This window comes from Telluria sp. AZSoR62 (assembly GCF_058111565.1).
Genome location: NZ_JBYTST010000001.1, coordinates 375,055 through 396,143, shown reverse-complemented (window position 1 = coordinate 396,143; position 21,089 = coordinate 375,055). Strand labels below are relative to the sequence as shown.

The 21,089-nt window shown below is 55.6% G+C and carries 20 protein-coding genes and 1 tRNA gene; 17 read left to right on the top strand and 4 right to left on the bottom strand.

Annotated elements, in window-relative coordinates; genetic code table 11:
* Positions 1-60 precede the first annotated feature (60 nt).
* The 10 genes from AC3XQU_RS01715 to AC3XQU_RS01670 all read left to right on the top strand — a co-directional run bounded on the left by AC3XQU_RS01715 (position 61) and on the right by AC3XQU_RS01670 (position 12,309).
* A complete protein-coding gene (locus AC3XQU_RS01715; protein ID WP_489872398.1) occupies positions 61-1,281 on the top strand; it encodes a BaiN/RdsA family NAD(P)/FAD-dependent oxidoreductase in 1,221 nt (406 codons plus the stop codon).
* Between the two features lie 107 nt (positions 1,282-1,388).
* Positions 1,389-1,601, top strand: coding sequence for a 30S ribosomal protein S21 (rpsU, locus tag AC3XQU_RS01710; RefSeq protein ID WP_005665410.1), 213 nt, complete (start codon positions 1,389-1,391; stop codon positions 1,599-1,601).
* Between the two features lie 135 nt (positions 1,602-1,736).
* Positions 1,737-2,186, top strand: coding sequence for a GatB/YqeY domain-containing protein (locus tag AC3XQU_RS01705; protein ID WP_489872397.1), 450 nt, complete (start codon positions 1,737-1,739; stop codon positions 2,184-2,186).
* A 280-nt stretch (positions 2,187-2,466) separates the two neighbouring features.
* Positions 2,467-4,263 carry a DNA primase gene (gene dnaG, locus AC3XQU_RS01700; protein ID WP_489872396.1) on the top strand — a complete coding sequence of 599 codons (1,797 nt, stop codon included), beginning with the start codon at positions 2,467-2,469 and terminating at the stop codon, positions 4,261-4,263.
* Between the two features lie 290 nt (positions 4,264-4,553).
* On the top strand, positions 4,554-6,746 hold the full coding sequence (rpoD, locus tag AC3XQU_RS01695) for an RNA polymerase sigma factor RpoD (RefSeq protein ID WP_489872395.1): 2,193 nt from the start codon (positions 4,554-4,556) through the stop codon (positions 6,744-6,746).
* A 119-nt stretch (positions 6,747-6,865) separates the two neighbouring features.
* A tRNA-Ile gene (locus AC3XQU_RS01690) sits at positions 6,866-6,944 on the top strand.
* Positions 6,945-7,105: 161 nt separating this feature from the next.
* Positions 7,106-8,131, top strand: coding sequence for a site-specific integrase (locus AC3XQU_RS01685; protein ID WP_489872394.1), 1,026 nt, complete (start codon positions 7,106-7,108; stop codon positions 8,129-8,131).
* A gap of 3 nt (positions 8,132-8,134) precedes the next feature.
* Entirely contained in the window at positions 8,135-8,500 is a 366-nt protein-coding gene (locus tag AC3XQU_RS01680) for a hypothetical protein (protein ID WP_489872393.1), read from the top strand.
* Positions 8,501-8,987: 487 nt separating this feature from the next.
* Positions 8,988-11,933, top strand: a complete 2,946-nt coding sequence (locus tag AC3XQU_RS01675; RefSeq protein WP_489872392.1) for a DEAD/DEAH box helicase — start codon at positions 8,988-8,990, stop codon at positions 11,931-11,933.
* A 31-nt stretch (positions 11,934-11,964) separates the two neighbouring features.
* Positions 11,965-12,309 carry a hypothetical protein gene (locus AC3XQU_RS01670; RefSeq protein ID WP_489872391.1) on the top strand — a complete coding sequence of 115 codons (345 nt, stop codon included), beginning with the start codon at positions 11,965-11,967 and terminating at the stop codon, positions 12,307-12,309.
* A gap of 5 nt (positions 12,310-12,314) precedes the next feature.
* Here the strand turns inward: AC3XQU_RS01670 and AC3XQU_RS01665 are convergent, their stop codons facing one another.
* Positions 12,315-13,565: a hypothetical protein gene (locus AC3XQU_RS01665; RefSeq protein ID WP_489872390.1), complete on the bottom strand. Its 1,251-nt coding sequence runs from the start codon at positions 13,563-13,565 to the stop codon at positions 12,315-12,317.
* A 299-nt stretch (positions 13,566-13,864) separates the two neighbouring features.
* Positions 13,865-14,668: an IS5 family transposase gene (locus AC3XQU_RS01660; protein WP_489872389.1), complete on the bottom strand. Its 804-nt coding sequence runs from the start codon at positions 14,666-14,668 to the stop codon at positions 13,865-13,867.
* A gap of 306 nt (positions 14,669-14,974) precedes the next feature.
* On the opposite strand from AC3XQU_RS01660, the gene AC3XQU_RS01655 reads away from it, so the two are divergent.
* Positions 14,975-15,706 carry a hypothetical protein gene (locus tag AC3XQU_RS01655; protein WP_489872388.1) on the top strand — a complete coding sequence of 244 codons (732 nt, stop codon included), beginning with the start codon at positions 14,975-14,977 and terminating at the stop codon, positions 15,704-15,706.
* Between the two features lie 223 nt (positions 15,707-15,929).
* On the opposite strand, the gene AC3XQU_RS01650 is transcribed toward AC3XQU_RS01655, so the two are convergent.
* Positions 15,930-16,610, bottom strand: coding sequence for a hypothetical protein (locus tag AC3XQU_RS01650; RefSeq protein WP_489872387.1), 681 nt, complete (start codon positions 16,608-16,610; stop codon positions 15,930-15,932).
* Between the two features lie 403 nt (positions 16,611-17,013).
* On the opposite strand from AC3XQU_RS01650, the gene AC3XQU_RS01645 reads away from it, so the two are divergent.
* The 6 genes from AC3XQU_RS01645 to arsH all read left to right on the top strand — a co-directional run bounded on the left by AC3XQU_RS01645 (position 17,014) and on the right by arsH (position 20,448).
* Entirely contained in the window at positions 17,014-17,538 is a 525-nt protein-coding gene (locus tag AC3XQU_RS01645) for an arsenate reductase ArsC (RefSeq protein ID WP_489872386.1), read from the top strand.
* Positions 17,539-17,548: 10 nt separating this feature from the next.
* On the top strand, positions 17,549-18,058 hold the full coding sequence (locus AC3XQU_RS01640; protein WP_489872726.1) for an arsenate reductase ArsC: 510 nt from the start codon (positions 17,549-17,551) through the stop codon (positions 18,056-18,058).
* A 90-nt stretch (positions 18,059-18,148) separates the two neighbouring features.
* Positions 18,149-18,493, top strand: coding sequence for an ArsR/SmtB family transcription factor (locus tag AC3XQU_RS01635; RefSeq protein ID WP_489872385.1), 345 nt, complete (start codon positions 18,149-18,151; stop codon positions 18,491-18,493).
* Positions 18,494-18,518: 25 nt separating this feature from the next.
* Positions 18,519-18,998 (top strand): arsenate reductase ArsC, encoded by a 480-nt coding sequence (locus AC3XQU_RS01630; protein ID WP_489872384.1) that lies wholly within the window; start codon positions 18,519-18,521, stop codon positions 18,996-18,998.
* A 10-nt stretch (positions 18,999-19,008) separates the two neighbouring features.
* The gene (locus tag AC3XQU_RS01625) at positions 19,009-19,731 is read left to right on the top strand and encodes an aquaporin (RefSeq protein WP_489872383.1); all 723 of its coding nucleotides are present in this window, start codon (positions 19,009-19,011) and stop codon (positions 19,729-19,731) included.
* A gap of 3 nt (positions 19,732-19,734) precedes the next feature.
* Positions 19,735-20,448, top strand: coding sequence for an arsenical resistance protein ArsH (gene arsH / locus AC3XQU_RS01620; protein ID WP_489872382.1), 714 nt, complete (start codon positions 19,735-19,737; stop codon positions 20,446-20,448).
* 165 nt (positions 20,449-20,613) lie between these two features.
* On the opposite strand, the gene AC3XQU_RS01615 is transcribed toward arsH, so the two are convergent.
* On the bottom strand, positions 20,614-21,051 hold the full coding sequence (locus AC3XQU_RS01615; RefSeq protein ID WP_489872381.1) for a hypothetical protein: 438 nt from the start codon (positions 21,049-21,051) through the stop codon (positions 20,614-20,616).
* Positions 21,052-21,089 lie beyond the last annotated feature (38 nt).

Sequence of the window (21,089 nt, the reverse complement as noted above, 5' to 3'; positions counted from 1 at the left end):
GCCGCAAACGTTTACAATGGCCGGTTTGGCGATTTCCGCGCCAGCAAGGACACGGCAAGCATGGCAGAACAATATGATGTGGCGGTAATCGGCGCGGGCGCGGCCGGCATGATGTGCGCGGCGGTCGCTGCCCGGCGCGGCAAGCGCGTGGTGCTGCTCGACCATGCCACGAAGCTGGCCGAAAAGATCCGCATCTCCGGCGGCGGGCGTTGCAATTTCACTAATATCAACGCAGGTCCGGCCAATTTCCTGTCAGAGAACCCGCATTTCTGCCGCAGCGCCCTGTCGCGCTACACGGCCCAGGATTTCCTCGACCTGGTCAAGAAATACCGCATTCCGCACCACGAGAAGCACAAGGGCCAGCTGTTCTGTACCGAGTCGTCCGAGCACATCATCGCCATGCTGCGCAGCGAATGCGACGCGGGCGAGGTGAGCTGGCGCATGCCGTGCAAGGTCGGCAGCATCGAGAAGTCGGCTGAGGGGTTCCATATCACGGCGGAAGGCGGCGACATCGCATGCGACAGCGTCGTGATCGCCACTGGCGGCCTGTCGATCCCGAAGATCGGCGCCACCGATTTCGGCTACCGCATCGCCACCCAGTTCGGCCTGGGCATCATCGAGCCGCGCCCCGGGCTGGTGCCCTTGACCTTCGACGGCCCGAGCTGGGAAGCCTTCGTGCCCCTGGCCGGGATCGCGCTGGAAGTCGAAGTGAGCACGGGTGCCCAAGGCAAAGGGAAGGGCGGCAAGGCCAAGGCCGGCGGCCATTTCCGCGAAGATCTGCTGTTCACCCACCGCGGCCTGTCCGGCCCGGCGATCCTGCAGATTTCGAGCTACTGGCAGCCGGGCACGCCGATCGTGCTGAACCTGCTGCCCGACATCGACGTGGCCGAGGAACTGATCGCCGCCAAGACCACCGTGAAGAAGCAGCTCGGCAACGTGCTGGCTGGCTGGCTGCCGGCGCGCCTGGCCGAGGGCCTGCTGGCGGCCAACGGTTTCGCGGCCGATGCGCGCCTGGCCGACATGCCCGACGCCAAGCTGCGCAAGCTGGGCGACGCCATCAACCGCTGGGAAATCGTCCCGACCGGCTCGGAAGGCTACAAGAAGGCCGAGGTGACCCTGGGCGGCGTGGACACGCGTGAACTGTCACAGCAGACCATGATGGCCAACAAGGTTCCGGGCCTGTATTTCATTGGCGAGAGCGTGGACGTGACCGGCTGGCTGGGCGGCTACAACTTCCAGTGGGCCTGGGCTTCGGGCTTCGTCGCCGGCAGCAGCGTCTAGGCGCCGGTCTCATGTAGCAATTGCGGAACAGTTTGATAAAACCTTCCACTGATCCACAAATAATGCTAAACTTTCGTTCTTCATAAATCCAACGGTTTCATTTTTACATGACCACTATCCGCCTTAAAGAAAACGAGCCGTTCGAAGTCGCAATGCGTCGCTTCAAGCGCACTATCGAAAAAACCGGTCTGCTGACCGAACTGCGCGCACGCGAGTTCTACGAAAAGCCAACCGCAGAGCGCAAGCGCAAGCTGGCAGCTGCCGTGAAGCGTCACTACAAGCGCATCCGCAGCCAGCAACTGCCTAAGAAACTGTACTAAGACGGCACTGCCGACTCCACCCGGTGACCGCTGTCCCGGTGAGTCGCTGAGCGTCCGCAAGCCCGCTCCGGTTGTTACCGCGGCGGGTTTTGTCGTTCATACCCATCGTTACTACCTATCCCAGACGGAGAATCCATGAGCCTGAAAGCACAACTGACCGAGGACATGAAGGCGGCAATGCGCGCCAAGGAAAGCGGCCGCCTGAACACCATCCGCCTCATGCTCGCGGACATCAAGCGCAAGGAAGTGGACGAGCAGATCGAGCTGGACGACACCCAGGTGCTGGCCATCATCGAAAAGATGATCAAGCAGCGCAAGGATTCGATCTCGCAGTTCGAAGCCGGCGGCCGCGCCGACCTGGCCGACATCGAGAAGGCCGAACTGACCATCCTGTCGGCCTACATGCCGGCTGGCCTGTCGGACGAAGAGATTGCCGCTGAAGTCGGCGCCGCCGTGGCTGGCACCGGCGCCGCCGGTCCCCAGGACATGGGCAAGGTGATGGGCGTGCTCAAGCCGAAGCTGGCCGGGCGCGCGGACATGACGGTGGTGTCGGGGCTGGTGAAGAAGGCGTTGACGGGCGGCTGATCGGTTTCGAAGTGTCTGTTGAACGCGTGGGCAAGGTAAGCCAGGCCAGTGGCCTGAATTACGAATTGCCCACCCTGCGAGCAGCGTTACATCCGCAGGGTGGGCAGATTCTGCCCACGCGTTCAACCAGCTCGAGGGTCGCCACACAAGCTGATTTTTGGCCCGCTGCATCCACACCACACGCTACCCCCATCGTGGCAATTGCCTTGTCATAAATCAATTTGCAGTCAGCGCTGCGGTATAGTCTGATCTGAGCTTAGACAAACACTGAGTACCTCTAGTGATTCCGCAATCCTTCATTACCGATTTGCTCAACCGTGTCGATATCGTCGATATCGTGGGCCGTTACGTCCAGCTGAAAAAGGGCGGCGCCAACTACATGGGGCTGTGCCCCTTCCACAACGAGAAATCTCCCAGCTTCACGGTCAGCCCGACCAAGCAGTTCTATCACTGCTTCGGCTGTGGCGCCCACGGCACCTCGATCGGCTTCCTGATCGAATATTCCGGCATGGGTTTTGTGGATGCCGTCAAGGACCTGGCCCAGGGCGTGGGCATGGTTGTACCCGAGGCCGACGACAAGATCCCGCCGCAGCAGCGCGCCGCCCAGCAGGCCCAGTCGATGGCCATGACCGACGCGCTGACCCAGGCCTGCACCTATTACCGCGCCCAGCTGCGCGAAGCGCCGAACGCCATCGCCTACCTGAAAAACCGCGGCCTGACCGGCGAAATCGCGGCCCGCTTCGGCATGGGCTACGCCCCTTCCGGCTGGGACAACCTGCGCTCGGTCTTCCCCGACTACGACGCGCTGGCGCTGGTGGAATCGGGCCTGGTGATCGACAAGGTCGACGAGGACGGCAACAACAAGAAGCGCTACGACCGCTTCCGCGAACGCATCATGTTCCCGATCCGCAACACGAAAGGGCAGGTGATCGGGTTCGGCGGACGCGTGCTCGACAGTGGCGAACCGAAATACCTGAACTCGCCGGAAACCCCGCTGTTCCAGAAAGGCCTGGAGCTGTACGGCCTGTTCGAAGCCAGGCAAAGCATCCGCGACGCCGGCTATGTGCTGGTGACCGAAGGCTACATGGACGTGGTCGCGCTGGCCCAGCTGGGCTTCCCGCAAGCCGTCGCCACCCTCGGCACCGCCTGCACCAGCACCCACGTGCAAAAGCTGCTGCGCCAGACCGACATGGTGGTGTTCTCTTTTGATGGCGACAAGGCCGGCCGCCGCGCCGCCCGCCGCGCGCTGGAAGCCTGCCTGCCGCAGGTGACCGACAACAAGACCATCAAGTTCCTGTTCCTGCCGCAGGAGCACGATCCGGACAGCTTCGTGCGCGAGCGCGGCGCCGACGCGTTTGACCAGGAAATCCACGAAGCGATGCCGCTGTCGCAATTCCTGCTGCGCGAAATCACCGCCGAGCACGACCTGGGCACGCCCGAAGGCCGCGCCCACGCCCAGTTCGAGGCCAAGCCGCTGCTGCAGTCGATGACGCCGACGGCGCTGCGCCTGCAAATCGTGCGCGGGCTGGCCAGCCTGACGGAGTCAACCCCGGCGGAGATCGAAGCGTTGTTTGAATTGTCCAAGCCGGTATCGGTGCTGCGCAAGGCGCCGCCGCGCCAGGGCCGCCCCAAGCCGGTCGGGCTCGAGCTGCAGATGCTGCGCATCCTGGTCTCGCACCCGCACTTGGCCCTGGCCCTGGACGACGCCGTGCAGCAGACCTTCGACTTTTTCGGGCAAGAGTCGGCCGACAGCCTGCGCTACCTGGTCGGCATGGCCCAGGCACTGGGGGAGCATGGCAATTTTGCTGCCCTGTCGCAACAGTTGAAAGAGGTGACGGGGGAATACGACAGCCTGATCGCGGAGATCGCGGCCGAGCCCGAATCCGAGGTCGAGGCGGACCGCATCTGGTTATGGAGTGCTCTGCGCCAGATCAAGACCGACTCGTTGAAACAGGAGTTGAACCAGTTGTTTTCCGCCGGCCTGACCCCAGATCAGGTGAGCGCTCGCTATCGTGAAATCACGGCTGAGCTGGACGCTTTGGAGCGCGAGGCCATCGCGGAAAGAGCCCCTCGCTAAGCCTCCGCCACATAGTGCCGGGGGGCAGTCTTCACGACTGGAAAAAACAGGGGTGCGTGCTATAATAAAACGCTAACTATTGCAAGCTTTGAAACCCTTTCAGGTTTGAAGCAGGCGGTGAGTTTGGGTTAGCGAGGCAACGGAAGTTGCTTGCAGGGTGATGTAAGGTAACAAGAAAGTTTATCTTTAACCATCGTAAAGTGTGAGTCGTCGTGACTTCGAAAGCGCCTGTGCCAACCAAGAAACCCGAAACCAAAGTGGCTGCAAAAACCACGAGAGCGTCCGCCACGGTGGACAAAGGTCAAGACACGGCCGAGGTTCGTACGGCGAGCCCGGCACCGGTCAACCAGACGACCGATGCGGCACTGCTTTCCGCGATCGACACGTCCGGTTACGTCCTGCCATCCGTCAAGGTCCCGGGACGCCGTGGTCGCAAGCCGAAGGAATTCACGCCCGAGAACGACGAAATCGCCGCCCTCAACGCGGTCGAGCGCGCCGAACTGAAAGCCGCGGACAAGGCCAAGGCCAAGGACCGCAAGGCCAAGGAAAAAGCGCTGCTGAAAGACGCCTTCTCGTCGGATACCGAAGCGAGCGAAGAAGAGCTCGAGATTCGCCGCAACAAGCTCAAGGCCCTGATCAAGTCGGGCAAGGAGCGCGGCTTCCTGACCTACTCCGAGATCAACGACCACCTGCCGGAAAACATCGTCGATCCGGAAGCGATCGAAGGCATCATCGGCACCTTCAACGACATGGGCATCGCCGTCTACGAGCACGCCCCTGACGCGGAAACCCTGCTGCTGTCCGATAACGTCGCCACCGTTACCAGCGACGACGAAGCCGAAGCCGCCGCCGAAGCGGCGCTGTCCACCGTCGATTCCGATTTCGGCCGCACCACCGACCCGGTCCGCATGTACATGCGCGAAATGGGCTCGGTCGAGCTGCTCACGCGCGAAGGCGAGATCGAGATCGCCAAGCGCATCGAAGACGGCCTGAAGGACATGATCCAGGCCATCTCGGCCTGCCCGGTGACGATCGCCGAAATCATCGACGCCGCCAGCAAGATCGAAAAAGACGAGATCAAGATCGACGAGATCGTCGACGGCCTGGTCGACCCGGACGGCGACGAGCAGACCCCGCCGGTCGCCCCGCCGCCGGCTGCCTCGGATGAAGACGACGAAGAAGAAGACGAGGAAGAGGGCGCCGAGGAAGAGGAAGAAGAAGCCGCGGGCGCTTCGGGCGCCGCCGGCTACTCGGCCGAGCAGCTGGAAGCGCTGAAGCAATCCGCCCTGGCCAAGTTCAACCACATCGCCCAGCAATTCGACAAGATGCGCAAGGCCTTCGAGAAGGATGGCTACAACTCGAAAGCCTATGTCAAGGCGCAGGATGCGATCTCGGACGAGCTGCTCGGCATCCGCTTCACGGCCAAGGTCGTCGAGAAGCTGTGCGACACCCTGCGCGGCCAGGTCGACGAGGTACGCCACATCGAAAAGCAGATCCTGGACGTGGCCGTGAACCGCTGCGGCATGCCGCGCGCCCACTTCATCAAGGTCTTCCCGGGCAACGAGACGAACCTGGAATGGGTCGACGGCGAAGTCAACGCCGGCCACGCCTACAGCGCCATCCTGGGCCGCAACATTCCGACGATCAAGGAACTGCAGCAACGTTTAATTGACCTGCAAGCGCGCGTCGTGCTGCCGCTGCCGGACCTGCGCAACATCAACCGCCAGATGGCGGCCGGCGAAATGAAGGCGCGCAAGGCCAAGCGCGAGATGACCGAGGCCAACCTGCGCCTGGTGATCTCGATCGCCAAGAAGTACACCAACCGCGGCCTGCAATTCCTCGACCTGATTCAGGAAGGCAATATCGGCCTGATGAAGGCGGTGGACAAGTTCGAGTACCGCCGCGGCTACAAGTTCTCGACCTACGCGACGTGGTGGATCCGCCAGGCCATCACCCGTTCGATCGCGGACCAGGCGCGCACGATTCGTATTCCGGTGCACATGATCGAGACGATCAACAAGATGAACCGGATCTCGCGCCAGATCCTGCAGGAGACCGGCGCCGAGCCGGATCCGGCCACCCTCGCCATCAAGATGGAGATGCCGGAAGATAAGATTCGCAAGATCATGAAAATCGCGAAGGAACCGATTTCGATGGAGACGCCGATCGGCGACGACGACGATTCGCACCTGGGCGACTTCATCGAGGACAACAACACGCTGGCGCCGTCGGATGCCGCGCTGCACGCGTCGATGCGTGGCGTGGTGAAGGATGTGCTGGACTCGCTGACCCCGCGCGAAGCCAAGGTGCTGCGCATGCGCTTCGGTATCGAGATGTCGACCGACCACACGCTGGAAGAGGTGGGCAAGCAGTTCGACGTGACGCGCGAGCGGATTCGCCAGATCGAGGCGAAGGCGCTGCGCAAGCTGCGTCATCCGTCGCGTTCGGACAAGCTCAAGAGCTTCCTCGAAGGCAGCAGCTGATTGTTGTAGTCTTGGCTTGACGTATCTGTACTAAAGGCAATATCCTCTCGCCACTCTGCTTCTCGGTACCGCACCGGGCAAGCAGGTGGCGCGTGTTTTCTGCCACTGTCCCGATTTCTGGGCCTCTAGCTCATGCCTGGTTAGAGCAGCGGACTCATAATCCGTTGGTGCCGTGTTCGACTCACGGGAGGCCTACCAATACAGTTTTTAGTTTGAAATCAAGCTCTTACGAGAAATCGTAAGGGCTTTTTTTCTATGCAGCGCTAGCGCAAAGGAGCTCAAAAACTGGCCTTTGCCGGAAAACTGCCGGAATGGAATGATTCGAGTCAAGCGTCCTTTTGACGATTGGAGAATCACTAATGGCATACATCAAAAAACGCGGCGCGTACTGGCGCGCCGAGGTCCGGCGCAAAGGTCACAAGCCCACTTACCGCACTTTCGATACGCAGTCAGAAGCACAGAAGTGGGCTCGCCGGGTTGAGGCAGAAATCGACACTGGTTTTTACGTCGACAACTCCGCCGCTGAAAAAATGACACTTGGCGAGGCGCTAAAGCAGTACCGGCGCGACGTTGCGGCGAAAAAGCGACATCCTGCCCAAGAGTATGGCCGTATTGACCGCTGGCTCCGAAATGACCTGTGCTTTCGTACACTGGCTAACCTGAAGGGGGCAGATTTCGCACGATACCGAGATCAGCGTCGAGCCCAAGGGAAGGCGGAAAACACGGTTCGGCTCGAGTTGCAACTAGTGAGCCATCTCTATGAGATCGCGCGCAAGGAGTGGGGGATGGAAGGGCTGATGAATCCGCTGAAGAACATCAGGAAACCTAGCGTGAGTAACGCGCGCGACCGAAGGCTTGAGCCGGGCGAATACGAGAAGATCAAAGCTGTGCTCGTTGAGAGTGGAAATCCATATGCTGCGCCGGCATTTGACCTTGCGATCGAGACCAGCCTTAGGCAGGGCACCTTGTTTGGACTTCGATGGGAATGGGTCAATCTGGACAAGCGATTAGTCCGGATCCCCCTTTCCGCCCGCGGAGCCGAGAATAAGGGTGTCCCGGCCGCGCTTCCACTCTCGAGCAAGGCGCATTCGGTGCTGCTGTCGCTGCATCCTGTTGATGAGGTCGGAGCTCTGCAGGCGGACCCTTCAGGGCCGATCCTGAACACTACCCAAAACGCCGTCCGGTGTATCTGGAAGCGAGTCCTGCCCCTGCTGGGTATCGAAAATCTACGCTGGCACGATCTCCGCCATGAGGCAGCATCGCGCCTCTTTGAGAAGGGACTGCATCCATTCGAAGTCGCCAGTATCACAGGGCATAAAAGCATGCAGATGTTGAAGCGGTATACGCATCTCAAGCCGGAAAACCTTGTCGCGAAGCTGGGGTAGCGAATGAACAAGACCTCGCTTTTCCGCACTTACTGTGACTGGCCGTATCAAGCAGCCGTGTTTGTCGAGGCCAACGATCAGCAAAGTGCCACAGTCAAGATTTCCAAGCTGATCGGAGCGTTATACGGGTGCCCACCAGACGATGTGTCCTTCTACAACCTCGATTCGTATGCCGAGCTCATGCACGAAAAGGGCGTAGGCGATGACCTGGACTTCAGGCTATTCGAATCAGGATGGGATGCTGATGGCGTAACGTCTTGGGTGGAAAACCCGCTATTCCTAGCGCCACTAAACCAGTCGTACTTACTCGCCACATGGGGTCGACTGCAGCGTCACTTCGAAGACATCTGCGTTGACGACAGGCACTAGATACTCTGCGGTATGTGAGTGGCTCGCATCGTCGCTGGCCGGGACGACCGGCCAAAGCGCTCCTACATGCGCCCACGAGACGTGGGGGTGGCCCTGAACGGGCCATCCTCGCTTCCTCGCCTGGCGGCATCGGTCCTCGGACTCAAATCGCCCCCACTGGCTGTTCTTACGCCCATGATGTGAAGTAGGAAAACCCGTGTTCCCAAGCACTCAGAGGCTGATAGCCCACCTCTACTAAAACCGCTCATTACTGATACGCCGCTATCGACATACGCTAACGCACCATCTGAGCTCGCGTTCTCTCCATGTTTTGAGTCTGCGCAACGCTTGCAGTCAGCACCTAGATCTAGGCCGGAAATTTCCTACAGGATATAGTTTTTGTGATTTTCTCCCTGGGATACTCTGCTATCCTTGGAGAAACTCTCGCCAATATCGGACAGGCGCACAATGGGTGCGATTGAGATTTTCACAATAACTGGGGTGCTAGATGCCATTCGACGCAGGTATGTATGAGAATAACGAGGTATATCGCAGCTGGGTAGACCATCCATTTCGTTTTGTCGAGCCAAGCGAGAAAAGTAAAAATCTCGGATTGCGAAAGCCGCAGCTTGGCGCGCTTTACACAATACTGGCACATCTTGTCTCAGCGCCCCAGGAGCCAGCTACTATTGTGATGCCAACCGGAACTGGTAAAACTGACACCATCTCATCTCTAATTCTAGCCGGATTATTCGTTCGAACCCTTGTTATCGTGCCATCTGATGCATTGAGAGACCAGATTGCAGACGGTATTGTTGCATTGAGAAATTTGAGAGCAATGGGAGCTGTAGATGAGAATGCAAAATCCGCTGTAGTTAGCAAAATTAGTTCTGGGTTGAATGAAGAAGAAGTAAAAGGGCTGGCTGCGTCTAACGTAATAATTGCGACGCCACAGTCACTGCAGAATTTCTCAGATCGAGCTCTGGAGCTATTGGCCACTTATTGCTCCCACCTTATATTTGACGAGGCACATCATGTCGCTGCGCATACTTGGAAAAAGGTGAAGAAATCGTTCGCGGGAAAACCTTCGCTTCAATTCACCGCCACCCCGTTTCGGGAAGATAGGAAGAGCTTAGACGGAAAAATAATCTACCATTATTCGTTGCGTGAGGCGCAATCCGATGGCTACTTTCAGGAAATAGAATTCCATCCAGTTCGTGAATACGATCCTAAATTAGGAGATGAGGCAGTAGCGAGAAAGGCAATTGAATTACTTAAATCAGACATCAAAGAGGGGAGTGATCACATACTATTGGTCCGTGCTCGTTCTCAAGTAAAAGCGAAGCAACTGTACGAAATTTACAAAGCATTAACCAATTTTGATTTAGTTCTTATCTACTCTGGCGTTAAAGATAAAGATCAAATCCTAGAAAATATAAAAAGAAAGCAGTACCGTATTATTATTTGCGTCGCTATGCTTGGTGAGGGGTTTGATTTGCCAGAGTTAAAGATAGCCGCGATTCACGACCAGCATCAGTCTCCAGCTGTAACTCTGCAATTCATCGGACGTTTCACAAGGATGAACAAGAAATTAGGGACGGCAAAATTTGTGGCCAATATTGCGAATCAGAAAATGGATGCGCAAATGGCTGAGCTTTATGAGGAAAGCGCCGACTGGAGTGCAGTCATTCGTGATGTTAGTGAAAAGAAAATATCCAAAGAAATAAAGCAGCAAGAATTTTCTGATCAGTTCAAAAATGATGAGAGTGGAAAATCGATTTTGGCGCTGAACCCTTCGCCAAAGATCAGTGCGAGAGCCTACAGATTGTTAAAAGATGATTGGCACCCTGAGAATATCGAAAACTTCGTTGCGCGGAAGGAAGAAGTAGAGTACTTCTCGGTAAACGAAAAGAACAATCTTGTCGTCCTTGTTACGAGTGCGCAGGTGTCAGTTCCGTGGGCTAACACGTCAGAGATTTCCAATGTTGAGTGGTTTCTCTACTTAGCTTATTTCCATGAGAAAATGAATACGCTATTTGTACATTGCTCTGGCGATGATGGACAAGCTAATAATTTTCGAACTCTGCTCGCGAAAGAGTCAAAAATAATCGCGGGCGAAAAGACATTCCGCACACTACATCAAATCAAACTACTGAAGTTGCAAAACGTTGGTTTGTCGCGAAACAATAAAGAATTGCGCTTTACCATGCATGTTGGAAGAAATATTAACGCTATTATCGGGGATCTTGAAAACAACACTGCAACTAAGTCTAATATTTTTGCGGCTGGTTATCTAGACGGGGAAAGGACAAACGCCGGCTGTTCTCATAAGGGAAAAATCTGGGAAATGGACTCTGGTCCGCTAAATCGGTGGGTCAACTGGTGCGATAAAGTGGCGAATAAGATTAACGATGATACTATTGAAGTAAAAAATATAATAAACAATGTGATGCGATCCGAGCTTATAGCTGACTCTTGGCCCACAGGATTATTCTATGCTGATTGGCCAGATGGCCTGTTAATTGAAAATGAAGTGAAGATCTATCTCATTTGTGGTGGAGTATCGTACAACATGTTGGATGTGGTGCTTGGTGCGCCAAGCAGAATATCAGATAAAGAAATTGAAATCATCGTGTACTATGAAAAAAGCGAGACCGAGAGAATATCTATCACCAAGGTCACACTGAGGTTAGAGGATGACGATTTTAGCGTGAGGTGCGGAGATGTAAAAATTTCCTTGCATGGCGAGCGCAGTTTTGCTGAATATCTTTATGAGAATCCTTTGAAGTTATTGAAACAAGATGGGTCTATGGTTTTTGGTAACTACCGATACTATTCTCCCGCGACTTTAAATATAAAGATTCCAGAAGAGTTGGTGACCTCATGGGACTGGGGCACGACCAAGATTCAAAATGAATCCATGAAGAAAGAAAGAAATTTAGATACGGTACAGGGATTTACGTATCATAAGATTTTCGATCAATACGATATCATTTTCAATGACGATGGATCGGGCGAAGTTGCCGATCTTGTCGCAATTAATGAACGTCACGGCATAATTCAAATCGATTTATATCATTGCAAGTACTGCCCTGCTAATGATGGCGTTGCGACTCCTGGCGGACGGATTGGGGATACCTATGAAGTATGCGGACAGGCATCTAGGTCGGCGAAGTGGATGCACACTGGGGAGGCGTTACTTTCACGACTTCTTACGCGATACGAAAGATCGATCGTATCGGGATTTGATCGGATGTTAAAAGGCGATATCTCTAACATCGACCTTTTGCGTTATAAGTGTCGAGATCATGAAATGGTCCTAAACTTTTATATTGTTCAGCCGGCCATTTCTAAGGCGCAAATGACTGATGAGCAAAGGGCAGTGCTAGGAACCAGCTACACGTATGTTAAAGCTGTCTCTGGAGCCGACCTTAAGGTAATTGTTAGCGGATGATTTGGCGGACTTTGGCAAAACGGGATATTGAATGATCGTTAAAAAATTCACTGAATATTTTTTGGAGAACGAGACACGTTTTAAAGAACTTGTTGCGCGGCTAACTGCAGATGGATACGTCACCGATGAGGGTTTTGGTGTTTCGCGTTGCTTGTTCGAAAGTGTATCCCATCACAAGTTTGAATCTGTCTTCCGTAGACATTTTCCTGGGCAACCCGTGGAAGTTCAAGTGACGTCGACCGCCTTCCGCCGTTATCTTGGAGAGTATGTCTACGTCATCTATGATGAGTTGACCTTCTCAGGGCGAGTCGACATCGAGCATAAGCTGAGATCAGATGGGGTCTTTGATATTCACCCCGATGATTATGCCAAATAGCGTAATCACATATCGACCTCCTTCGTAGCTCCCTGCTTTAATGATCGAACTTCATTTCCACGCGATTTGACGCGTGACACCTTTGCCGCATACGCCGGATCGAATGAGGCAATTGGCTTTAGCTGCAGGTCGAACGGTTTATACTTGCCCTTGAATTGAGGCTCTCCAGGTAGGCGAGCGATATCTCTCCAGTAGCTTGTCTGTTGTTTCAATTCTTCTTCCGTACGCGGTCTTCGGATGCACCTAGTCACTACTTGCTGACATACGTTTTCAAGTAGTGACGTAGACTTGTAATTGCTCGCACAAGCGGATAGAAGTTGAAACAGCGCAGTAAGCGCAGCCGTTGCATCTGCTAGTTCAGGCTGAGTCCCACGGTGGATGAACTCATTACGAGCCTTGCGGGCCTGATTAAGACAGCGGTAGGTATCGGCGTGGACGAGACCCTTCTGGTACAGCAGTTCAATGCGGGCTGAAGTTGTCCAAACACGATAGTCTTTGAGGAATCCACTTCGATTCGGAATAGCTTCCACCTGCAGTTTTTGCTCGATCTCTAATCGCCATATTTGGCTAATTGCCTGTTCTATTGAGGTCCACAGGCAAGTTAGCGCTTCGGCCAGGGCCCCTGACACGTAGTGCGTTGTACCTGCAAGCGCAATCTCAGGACTAAGAGAGCTGCACTTGCTTAAGATTAAGCGCCCGCGCTTAATTGCCTTGCGTAATGTTGCGATTGTAATCGTTTTCTGATCGAGAAGAACAATGTTGTCTCCGACGCTTGCACTTCGATCCCTTAGCTCAGAATGTAGGGCCGTATTCCGGCTTGCGCCACCCATCATTCTTATATACCCGGTCTTGAAAAGCCAGCCGCCGCAAATATCAGAAGGTGCAGCGCCTTCTGTATAAACGCCGCCAAGCAACATTTCGAGGAACACCCGATTAAAGATTTTTAAGGCGACATCCGGTGTTGAGAACTCTGGAAGCTGGGGCATTGCTAAACTTCCATCAAACCCTACAAGCATCATGTACGGCGCTACATTTCCGTCAATGAGCCCGCTCGCGCGATTGAGTTTCAAGTAGTCGTAGCTCGATCGATTAATGTCTTGCAGCGAAGGAGCCCAACGATCCCGCCCGTCTTTAGCAATAAGCTTCAGCGGCGCGCTCACGGCCATTACAATTGGAATCCCTTCAGGCATACCGGGGCTGGATGTCGTTGTCATATTTTTTACGTTGACTGCCATTTTGTCGATGGCGATAATCACTAGACTGTATTTCTTTGGCGACTATCGCACAAGTTTCAAAAGCCTGACGGCCTTTCTTCGACCAAGATCTTCGCTCAAAGCAAAATTGGAAGTGCGACGTTGGGACTACCTGTTCCGCGCACCGCTGCACTGGCTGCTGGACATGACAGGGTGGATGTCTGCTTTTAACTCCGAAGCGGAAGCTTGGCTAAGGCAGTGTACCTCAGTAAAACTGCTGATCGAAGCTTTCTGTCAGGCGCGTCTTTCGTTGTGGAGTCGCGCTATCAAATGGAGTCGACAGCCTGCGAGCTTAAGAGCGCCTAACAAAACCTCTCGACATATCGCCAACAGATGAGCGAGCAGGCAAGCGTCAGGAACGCCTGGTGCACGTCTGCTCGCCGCTCATGCCGGATGCGCAGTCTGCGGAAGCGGTGTAGCCAACCCAAGGTGCGCTCGACGACCCAACGCCACCGGCCTAGCCTTTCGCACGACTCCACGCCGTAGCGCGCGATACGAGCTGCGATGCCTCGACTGCGCAGCCAAGCCCGATGGGCTCTCGAAGCGTACGCTCGATCGGCATGCAGCTTACCTGGACGTTTGCGGGCACGGCCTGCCAGCCCTTTAACTGCCGGGATTGACTCTACCAACGGGATGAGGAAACGCGAGTCGTGTACCTGCGCGCCCGAGATCTGGGCCACTAGGGGAAGCCCACGCTCATCCACCATTAAATGGTGTTTGCCGCCGAGTTTGCCGCGATCGGTTGGGTTTCGGCCTGTGTGCTCACCTCCAGCAGGTGCCGGTACGCTTGCGGCGTCAATGCAAGTTCGATCCCACATGATCTGGTCGTGCTCTCGGAGGCGTCGAAGAATCGCCTCGTGGATACGCTGCCAAACGCCGGCTAGCATCCATTCGTGAAGGCGACGCCAGCAAGTCATGCCACTGCCGCAGCCGAGTTCGCGCGGCAGGTACTCCCATGGTATTCCAGTCCTGAGAACAAACAAGATTCCCGTCATAGCCGCACGATCATCAATACGCGGGCGGCCGCCTTTCGGCGACGGGCGGTGGGGCGGAAGATGAGCTGCAATAACGGACCACAGGTCTTCGGGAAGCAGTGCGCAGGCCATGGCATCAGTCCGTCTACAAACACGAACGCCATGTTAGTGCCCTTACTGAGCCTGCTTACGTCCGCTATCGACCCAAAGCAGACGGAAGCGAGGACCGCAGGCGGGAGAAATCGAAGTGTCATGGTCAGGCGGCGAGGTCGGCCGGCGCCTGCACATCCGGTGTTCCAATCTAGCGGCGCCGACGCGGCCGGGCTAGCCCCACGCGTGGGCAAATGCAGTACCGTAAAAGGCGTGTAGCGCTGTCATCTTGCTGTCACATTCCTGTCTTACGCTGTTGATGCCAATAACAACGACAAAGGAGGCAAGATGAACTGGCTGAACAATCTGCGCGTCACCCGCCACCTGCGGACCTCGGGCTATCGGACCGCGCTGGCGGAACTGCCGCCGGGGCTGGAGGCAGCGTGGCGGGACGGCGCATCGACCGAGTTTCCGGGCATCCCAAGGGATGCCCTTTTTTTCGTCCGCGCGGCGGAAGGGCTGCTCGGCTTCTTCGACGTCACCACGCAGGGCGGCCCCTGCGCCTTGCCATCACTGGCGGCGGACTCGGTGTGGCACGCCTGGCTGAGGCACGATCCGGAAGGCCTCGAGCACTTTTGCCGGCGCCACTTCGGGGCCGCGGTACCGCACCTGGAGGCGGACAGGCTGGACCAGGGCGCGCTGGTCAGGACACTGGTGGCGTGCCGCACGCAGGAAGGTATTCCCGCCCACGGACCGGCGCTGCCGCGCCTGTTCACCCTGGATGCGCGGCTGCGGATGCCGCGTGGCCATGGCTACGCGACCCAGCACGGCGAGGTCGCCTACACCCAGCTCGATACGACGGGGCGCAGGCTAAGGACAGCGCGCCCCCAGCCCGAACTCTCGCTGGCGGCGCTACTGGCGGCTGGCTACATTACCGAAGAGACCCACGCGGAGGCGCTGCGCAGGCGGCAAGATGGCGGGGACGGCTATGTCGCTTCAACCAACAGCGACTGCGACAGCAGTGGAGATTGCGGGGATGGCGGCGGTGGATGCGGTGGTGGGTGCGGCGGAGGCGATTGAGCACCATTACTTGGCGTTTGTGGCAGTGTGCTCACCGATCTCAATATCCGCTTCTGGCCGAACTCGGACCTTGAGCTCAGGATAGCAGGTCGCCTCACTGGAAAAGTCGCAGACTGTCACGGAGGTCTGCAACCGACCCAAAGCGGACTCTCGAAAGATGGTCTGCCCCACGATCATCTGCTTTTCGCCTGTGATTTATAGCTTAGGTCGTAGAAGCTATTTTCTATGGTTTGATCTTTCGTTCTTGCACATCTTCGCGACGTTTTTCGGACCTTGCTATCCAGGCATCGTTCTTTTTCCATTCTTCTTCGTACTGGGAGCGAGTTAGGTCGATCACGTCTTTTTTAACCTGAGCACACTCGATAAGACTTTTCCCTTTCGGGTTTGCCAAGATTTTTATTGCAGAGTCTGTTGCGCCGGTTAAGTATGACAGGCGTTTACCTTTGATACATAACATCCATACTTCGACACTCAACTGCGCGCGTTGAAGGCTAAAGCTCCATGAGACGACTATCCCATCACTGGTCCAGACCGTCTTGTAAAACTCTGGACGGCGTTCGAGCCACTTTTGTGCAAAATCCACATCATCAAAATGGATTTGACCTTCCTGAACTACGGTTCTGGATATGCCGTCACATCCGCCAAATAAGAAGCCGAATCTAAAAGCCGGATCGTAGATACCCATATTTCCTAACCACCTTTGCTTCCTGGCAACCATATTGCTTTTGAGCCTGCAATGGTCCCATTCATAGGTTCTATCGAACTCCTTGCCAGAAGTTACCTTGATCCTAGCGTTCCCTTGCCGAGCTTCGATGACGACACCCTCATGCATGACCAGCTCGTTCTCGGCATGTGCAATAGCTGAGAATAGTACAGTCCCAGCAGCGAAGCTGGAAATTTTCATGAGGACCCTGCCTTGGTCACTGGAATTGTGGGTCCTAAGGAAATGCGTGTTCACGAGTGCCTCCTTTAGGTACGAGACATCCATCAGAACATCGAACTGCTTCCATTCCAAGCAATTCTTTAACGGTAGCGACGGGCGATACTCTATGTATCGCCTGACAGGCGCTAACTACTTTACCTAGCGTTCGGAAGACTGACTTGGTCGTCTAAATTCTAGCTCCCGTCCGCTCTTGGCCGAAGCCAGCTGTTCGGCTCAGCATAGCACCTGGCCAGGGCCAAAAATCGCGGACTTTCACGAAAGATCGGAACCGATTCTAAGCACACAGACATGAATGTCATCAAGCTGTAAAAAAGATTCGATATATTTAGAAATGTAGCATTATTTTCTAACAATCGGAGTGAGCATGGCTGAGACCTCAACCTTTAACGTGCTTTTTTTGTGTACGGGTAATTCGTCCCGCAGCATTATCGCCGAGGCAATCCTGAATGCGATTGGTGCCGGCCGGTTCCATGCGTACAGCGCAGGGAGCCATCCGACTGGATCTGTCCACCCAATGGCGATGGAGTCAATCGAGCGACTTGGCTTTCTAAGCAGCGACCTGCGCAGCAAGAGCTGGGACGAATTCGCTGCTACCAACGCACCCCATATGCACTTTGTGATCACGGTGTGTGACAGGGCTGCTGGAGAGGTTTGCCCGCGCTGGCCAGGGCACCCAATCACGGCCCATTGGAGCTTCCAAGATCCTGCAACATTTGTGGGTGGTGAGCAGGAGCAGCGGCAGCTGTTCGGCAGGGTTTGCCGTGAGATCAAGAACCGCCTGGATATCTTTGCGATGCTGCCGTTTGAGAAGCTTTCGCGCATGGCGATCGAGGAAGAGCTGAGCGCGATTGCCGGCCCGGATGCAAGGCTTAACAATGCTTCACCTTGACGGTCAGACGATGACAGGCAAGGTCTACAATGTTCTGTTTCTTTGTACCGGGAACTCATCGCGCAGCATCATGTCGGAAGCACTTTTGACTGTGCTTGGCAGGGGGCGCTTCAAAGCATATTCCGCTGGAAGCCGTCCGACTGGCGTCGTTAATTCTTTTGCAATCCAACAGATAAAGCAGTTCGATTCGAGCTTTCCGGTGGACACAATGCAAAGTAAAGGCTGGCTCGAGTTCGCGCAACCTGGTGCGCCGCACATGGACTTCATCATCACCGTGTGCGATAGCGCAGCCGGGGAAGCTTGCCCACATTGGCCCGGGCATCCAACTACCGCGCATTGGGGTTATCCAGACCCTGCACAAGTTTCTGGTAGTCAGGGCGAAAAGCAAGAAGCTTTTAGGCAGGTTTTCAAGCAGATCACAAAGCGCGTCGAACAGCTCATTGCGTTGCCCCTGAACTGGCTTGAGGACGATTCCGTACGCCGCTTCGCCGTCCAAGCGATTGCCACGAGGACGCCGTAAAGCAGTGTTCCAACAGGTCGCGCATATCAGCTTGCTGCGACAAGATCAATTCGAATATACTAGAAATATCAAATATAGGGGCAAAACGTCATGGACACCAAACCGGCAATCACTGCCTTGGCTGCACTGGCCCAGGAGTCGCGGCTCGCCGCATACCGTCTGCTTGTCCAAGCAGGCCCGGCCGGGCTGCCAGCAACCAAGATCGCCGAACTGCTCGACGTGCCGCCGTCCTCGCTTTCTTTTCACCTTAAAGAGCTATCGCATGCTGGTCTGGTGGTCCCACGTCAGGACGGCCGTTTCATCATCTACTCCGCAAATTTCGACACCATGAACGCCTTGCTAGGCTTCCTTACCGAAAATTGCTGCGGCGGCAATCCTTGTGCGCCGAGTAGCAGCGCCTCCCGCAATAGCGCTGTTTTCGGCGTCATAAACTGATTTATTTTTTTGCTAAAGGCTTTCCGTGAACATACTTTTCCTCTGCACTGGTAACTCTTGCCGCTCGCTCATCAGTGAAGCGGTTTTCAACCACCTTGCTCCTGCAGGCTGGCATGCAATAAGCGCAGGCAGTCAGCCGGCCGGAAAGCTGAACGATAAGGCGCTTGCCCTGCTGGCGAGCAAAAGCATCTCTACCGAGGGCTACTACAGCAAATCCTGGGACAACCTACCTGTCACGCCAGACGTAGTCGTCACTGTCTGCGCAAGTGCGGCTGGCGAAACCTGCCCGGCCTATCTTGGTCGGGTACTGCGTACGCACTGGGGTGTAGAAGACCCAAGCCATGTCGTCGGCACAGAGGAAGAGATCAACGTCGCATTCGAGCAGGCGTATCGCACTTTGCGTGCGCGCATCGAGGCATTTCTAGCCTTGCCGCTTGACGAGCTGAAGAATGATCAGGCCCGGCTGAAACCGGAATTGGATCGCATCGGCACTATCCCGGACTAAGGAGAACGGCATGACGTTCGCACGACGATTGGTGGCCGAAGGCGTGGGCACGGCCCTGCTGCTGGCGGTGGTGGTGGGTTCGGGGATCATGGCCGAACGCCTTGCGGGCGGCAATGTCGCCATTGCACTGCTGGCCAACACAATTGCCACTGGAGCTGGCTTAGTGGCGTTGATACTGATGTTCGGTACAATTTCTGGCGCCCATTTTAATCCGGTGGTAACGCTCTCCGAAGGGTGGCAGAAGAACATCGCAACTGCGGACATCGTGCCCTACTTGGCGGTGCAAATCGGCGGCGCATTTGCCGGCGTGGCCACGGCCCATGCAATGTTCGGTGAACAGCTTTTCTTCGCATCCGAACACGTACGTACCGGTGGCTCGCAATGGTGGAGTGAATTCGTCGCCACGTTTGGACTGATTGGCGTGATCATTGGCTGCTCCCGGAGCCGTCCGAGCATCACTCCGTTTGCCGTAGCTTCCTATATCACGGCCGCCTACTGGTTCACGGCGTCGACTTCGTTTGCCAATCCGGCCGTCACCCTGGCGCGTGCCGCCAGCGACACCTTTGCCGGCATCCGTCCGGTCGATGCACCCGGTTTCATCCTGGCCCAGCTTGCTGGCGCCGTTGCCGCGACCTTGCTCTTCACTTGGTTATATCCGGCGCCACCTGCGAATGCCACAGTCGGCGGGACAGTCGCACCGAGTGACTTCGCCAATCAACGCACTACTTACTGATTTATGGCCATTCCTGACTTACCCAACATCAAGCCTGAATTGCTTGATATTCCCAGCGCCGACAAGCTGACGCCTACGGGCAACCTATCGCACCCACCGCGCATCCTAATGCTGTACGGCTCGTTACGCGAACGGTCCTTCAGCCGCTTTCTTACCTATGAAGCAGCGCGCATTCTGGAACACTTCGGTGCCGAGGTAAGGATCTTCGATCCGATGGATCTTCCCATGGTTGGCAGCGTGTCCGAAACACATCCGAAAGTAGCTGAGCTGCGCGAGCTGTTCCTTTGGTCGGAAGGACAGGTGTGGTGTAGCCCGGAGCGACACGGCGCCATCACGGCGGTATTGAAAAACCAGATTGACTGGGTGCCCTTGGAAATGGGATCGATACGTCCAAGCCAGGGCCGCACGCTGGCGGTCATGCAGGTGTGCGGCGGGTCGCAGTCGTTCAATGTGGTGAATACCCTGCGCCTCCTTGGACGATGGATGCGCATGTTCACAATCCCGAACCAGTCCTCAGTGCCGATGGCATACAAGGAGTTCGACGACGAAGGACGCATGCGCCCTTCAGCCTATTACGATCGTGTGGTTGATGTGATGGAAGAGCTATTCAAAATCACATTAATAATGCGTGGCCGTAGTGACTATCTCACTGATCGTTACAGCGAACGAAACGAACAAGCACAAAAAGCAATAAAACAGCACATTCAGAAACTCTAAGGCGAATGTCCGCTTTTGGCCGAAACCGGCCGTCCTGCTCAGGATAGCATGTCAATAGGGGCAGAAAATCGCGGACTGTCACGAAGGGCAACTGACCAAGAGCGGACATTGACGAACGACATCCTGGGGAGGTCAACGGTCGATAGGCTGTGAACAACCGACGTTCTACCAGCAATGCGGATCGGCCTTGGCTGGGTCAAATGAATCAGCTTGCACCTCAAGCACAAGCTCATACGGTGATAACGGCGCAAAAGTAGCCCGAAGCCGAATGCGATCACCAATTGGCACGCTATCGATCCGCGCCTGGATAGTAAGTCCAAGTCTGTAGATTTCGCTTAGCGGACCAGCAATCCAGTGTTCCGTGATCTCTGGAATGGTCCAGGTACCGACCTCAAGATATCTGTAGGGGCCGAAATGCTCATGCTCGGAGACCTGTTCGTTCCGCGGGTCGATGGCATATGCTTGTAAAGCATTAGAAAAATTCCGAAGGCCAGCTTTGGAACCCATCAGCCTCCACTCTTTTACTGCGTCATCCCGATCATAGAAGTAGCCGAGTTCGCGCCACTCGAGCTGCGTCATTTCATTTATTTCTGCGCTTGGCACGAGATTCTCCATATTGCAGATACATGTTGGCCGAGAGT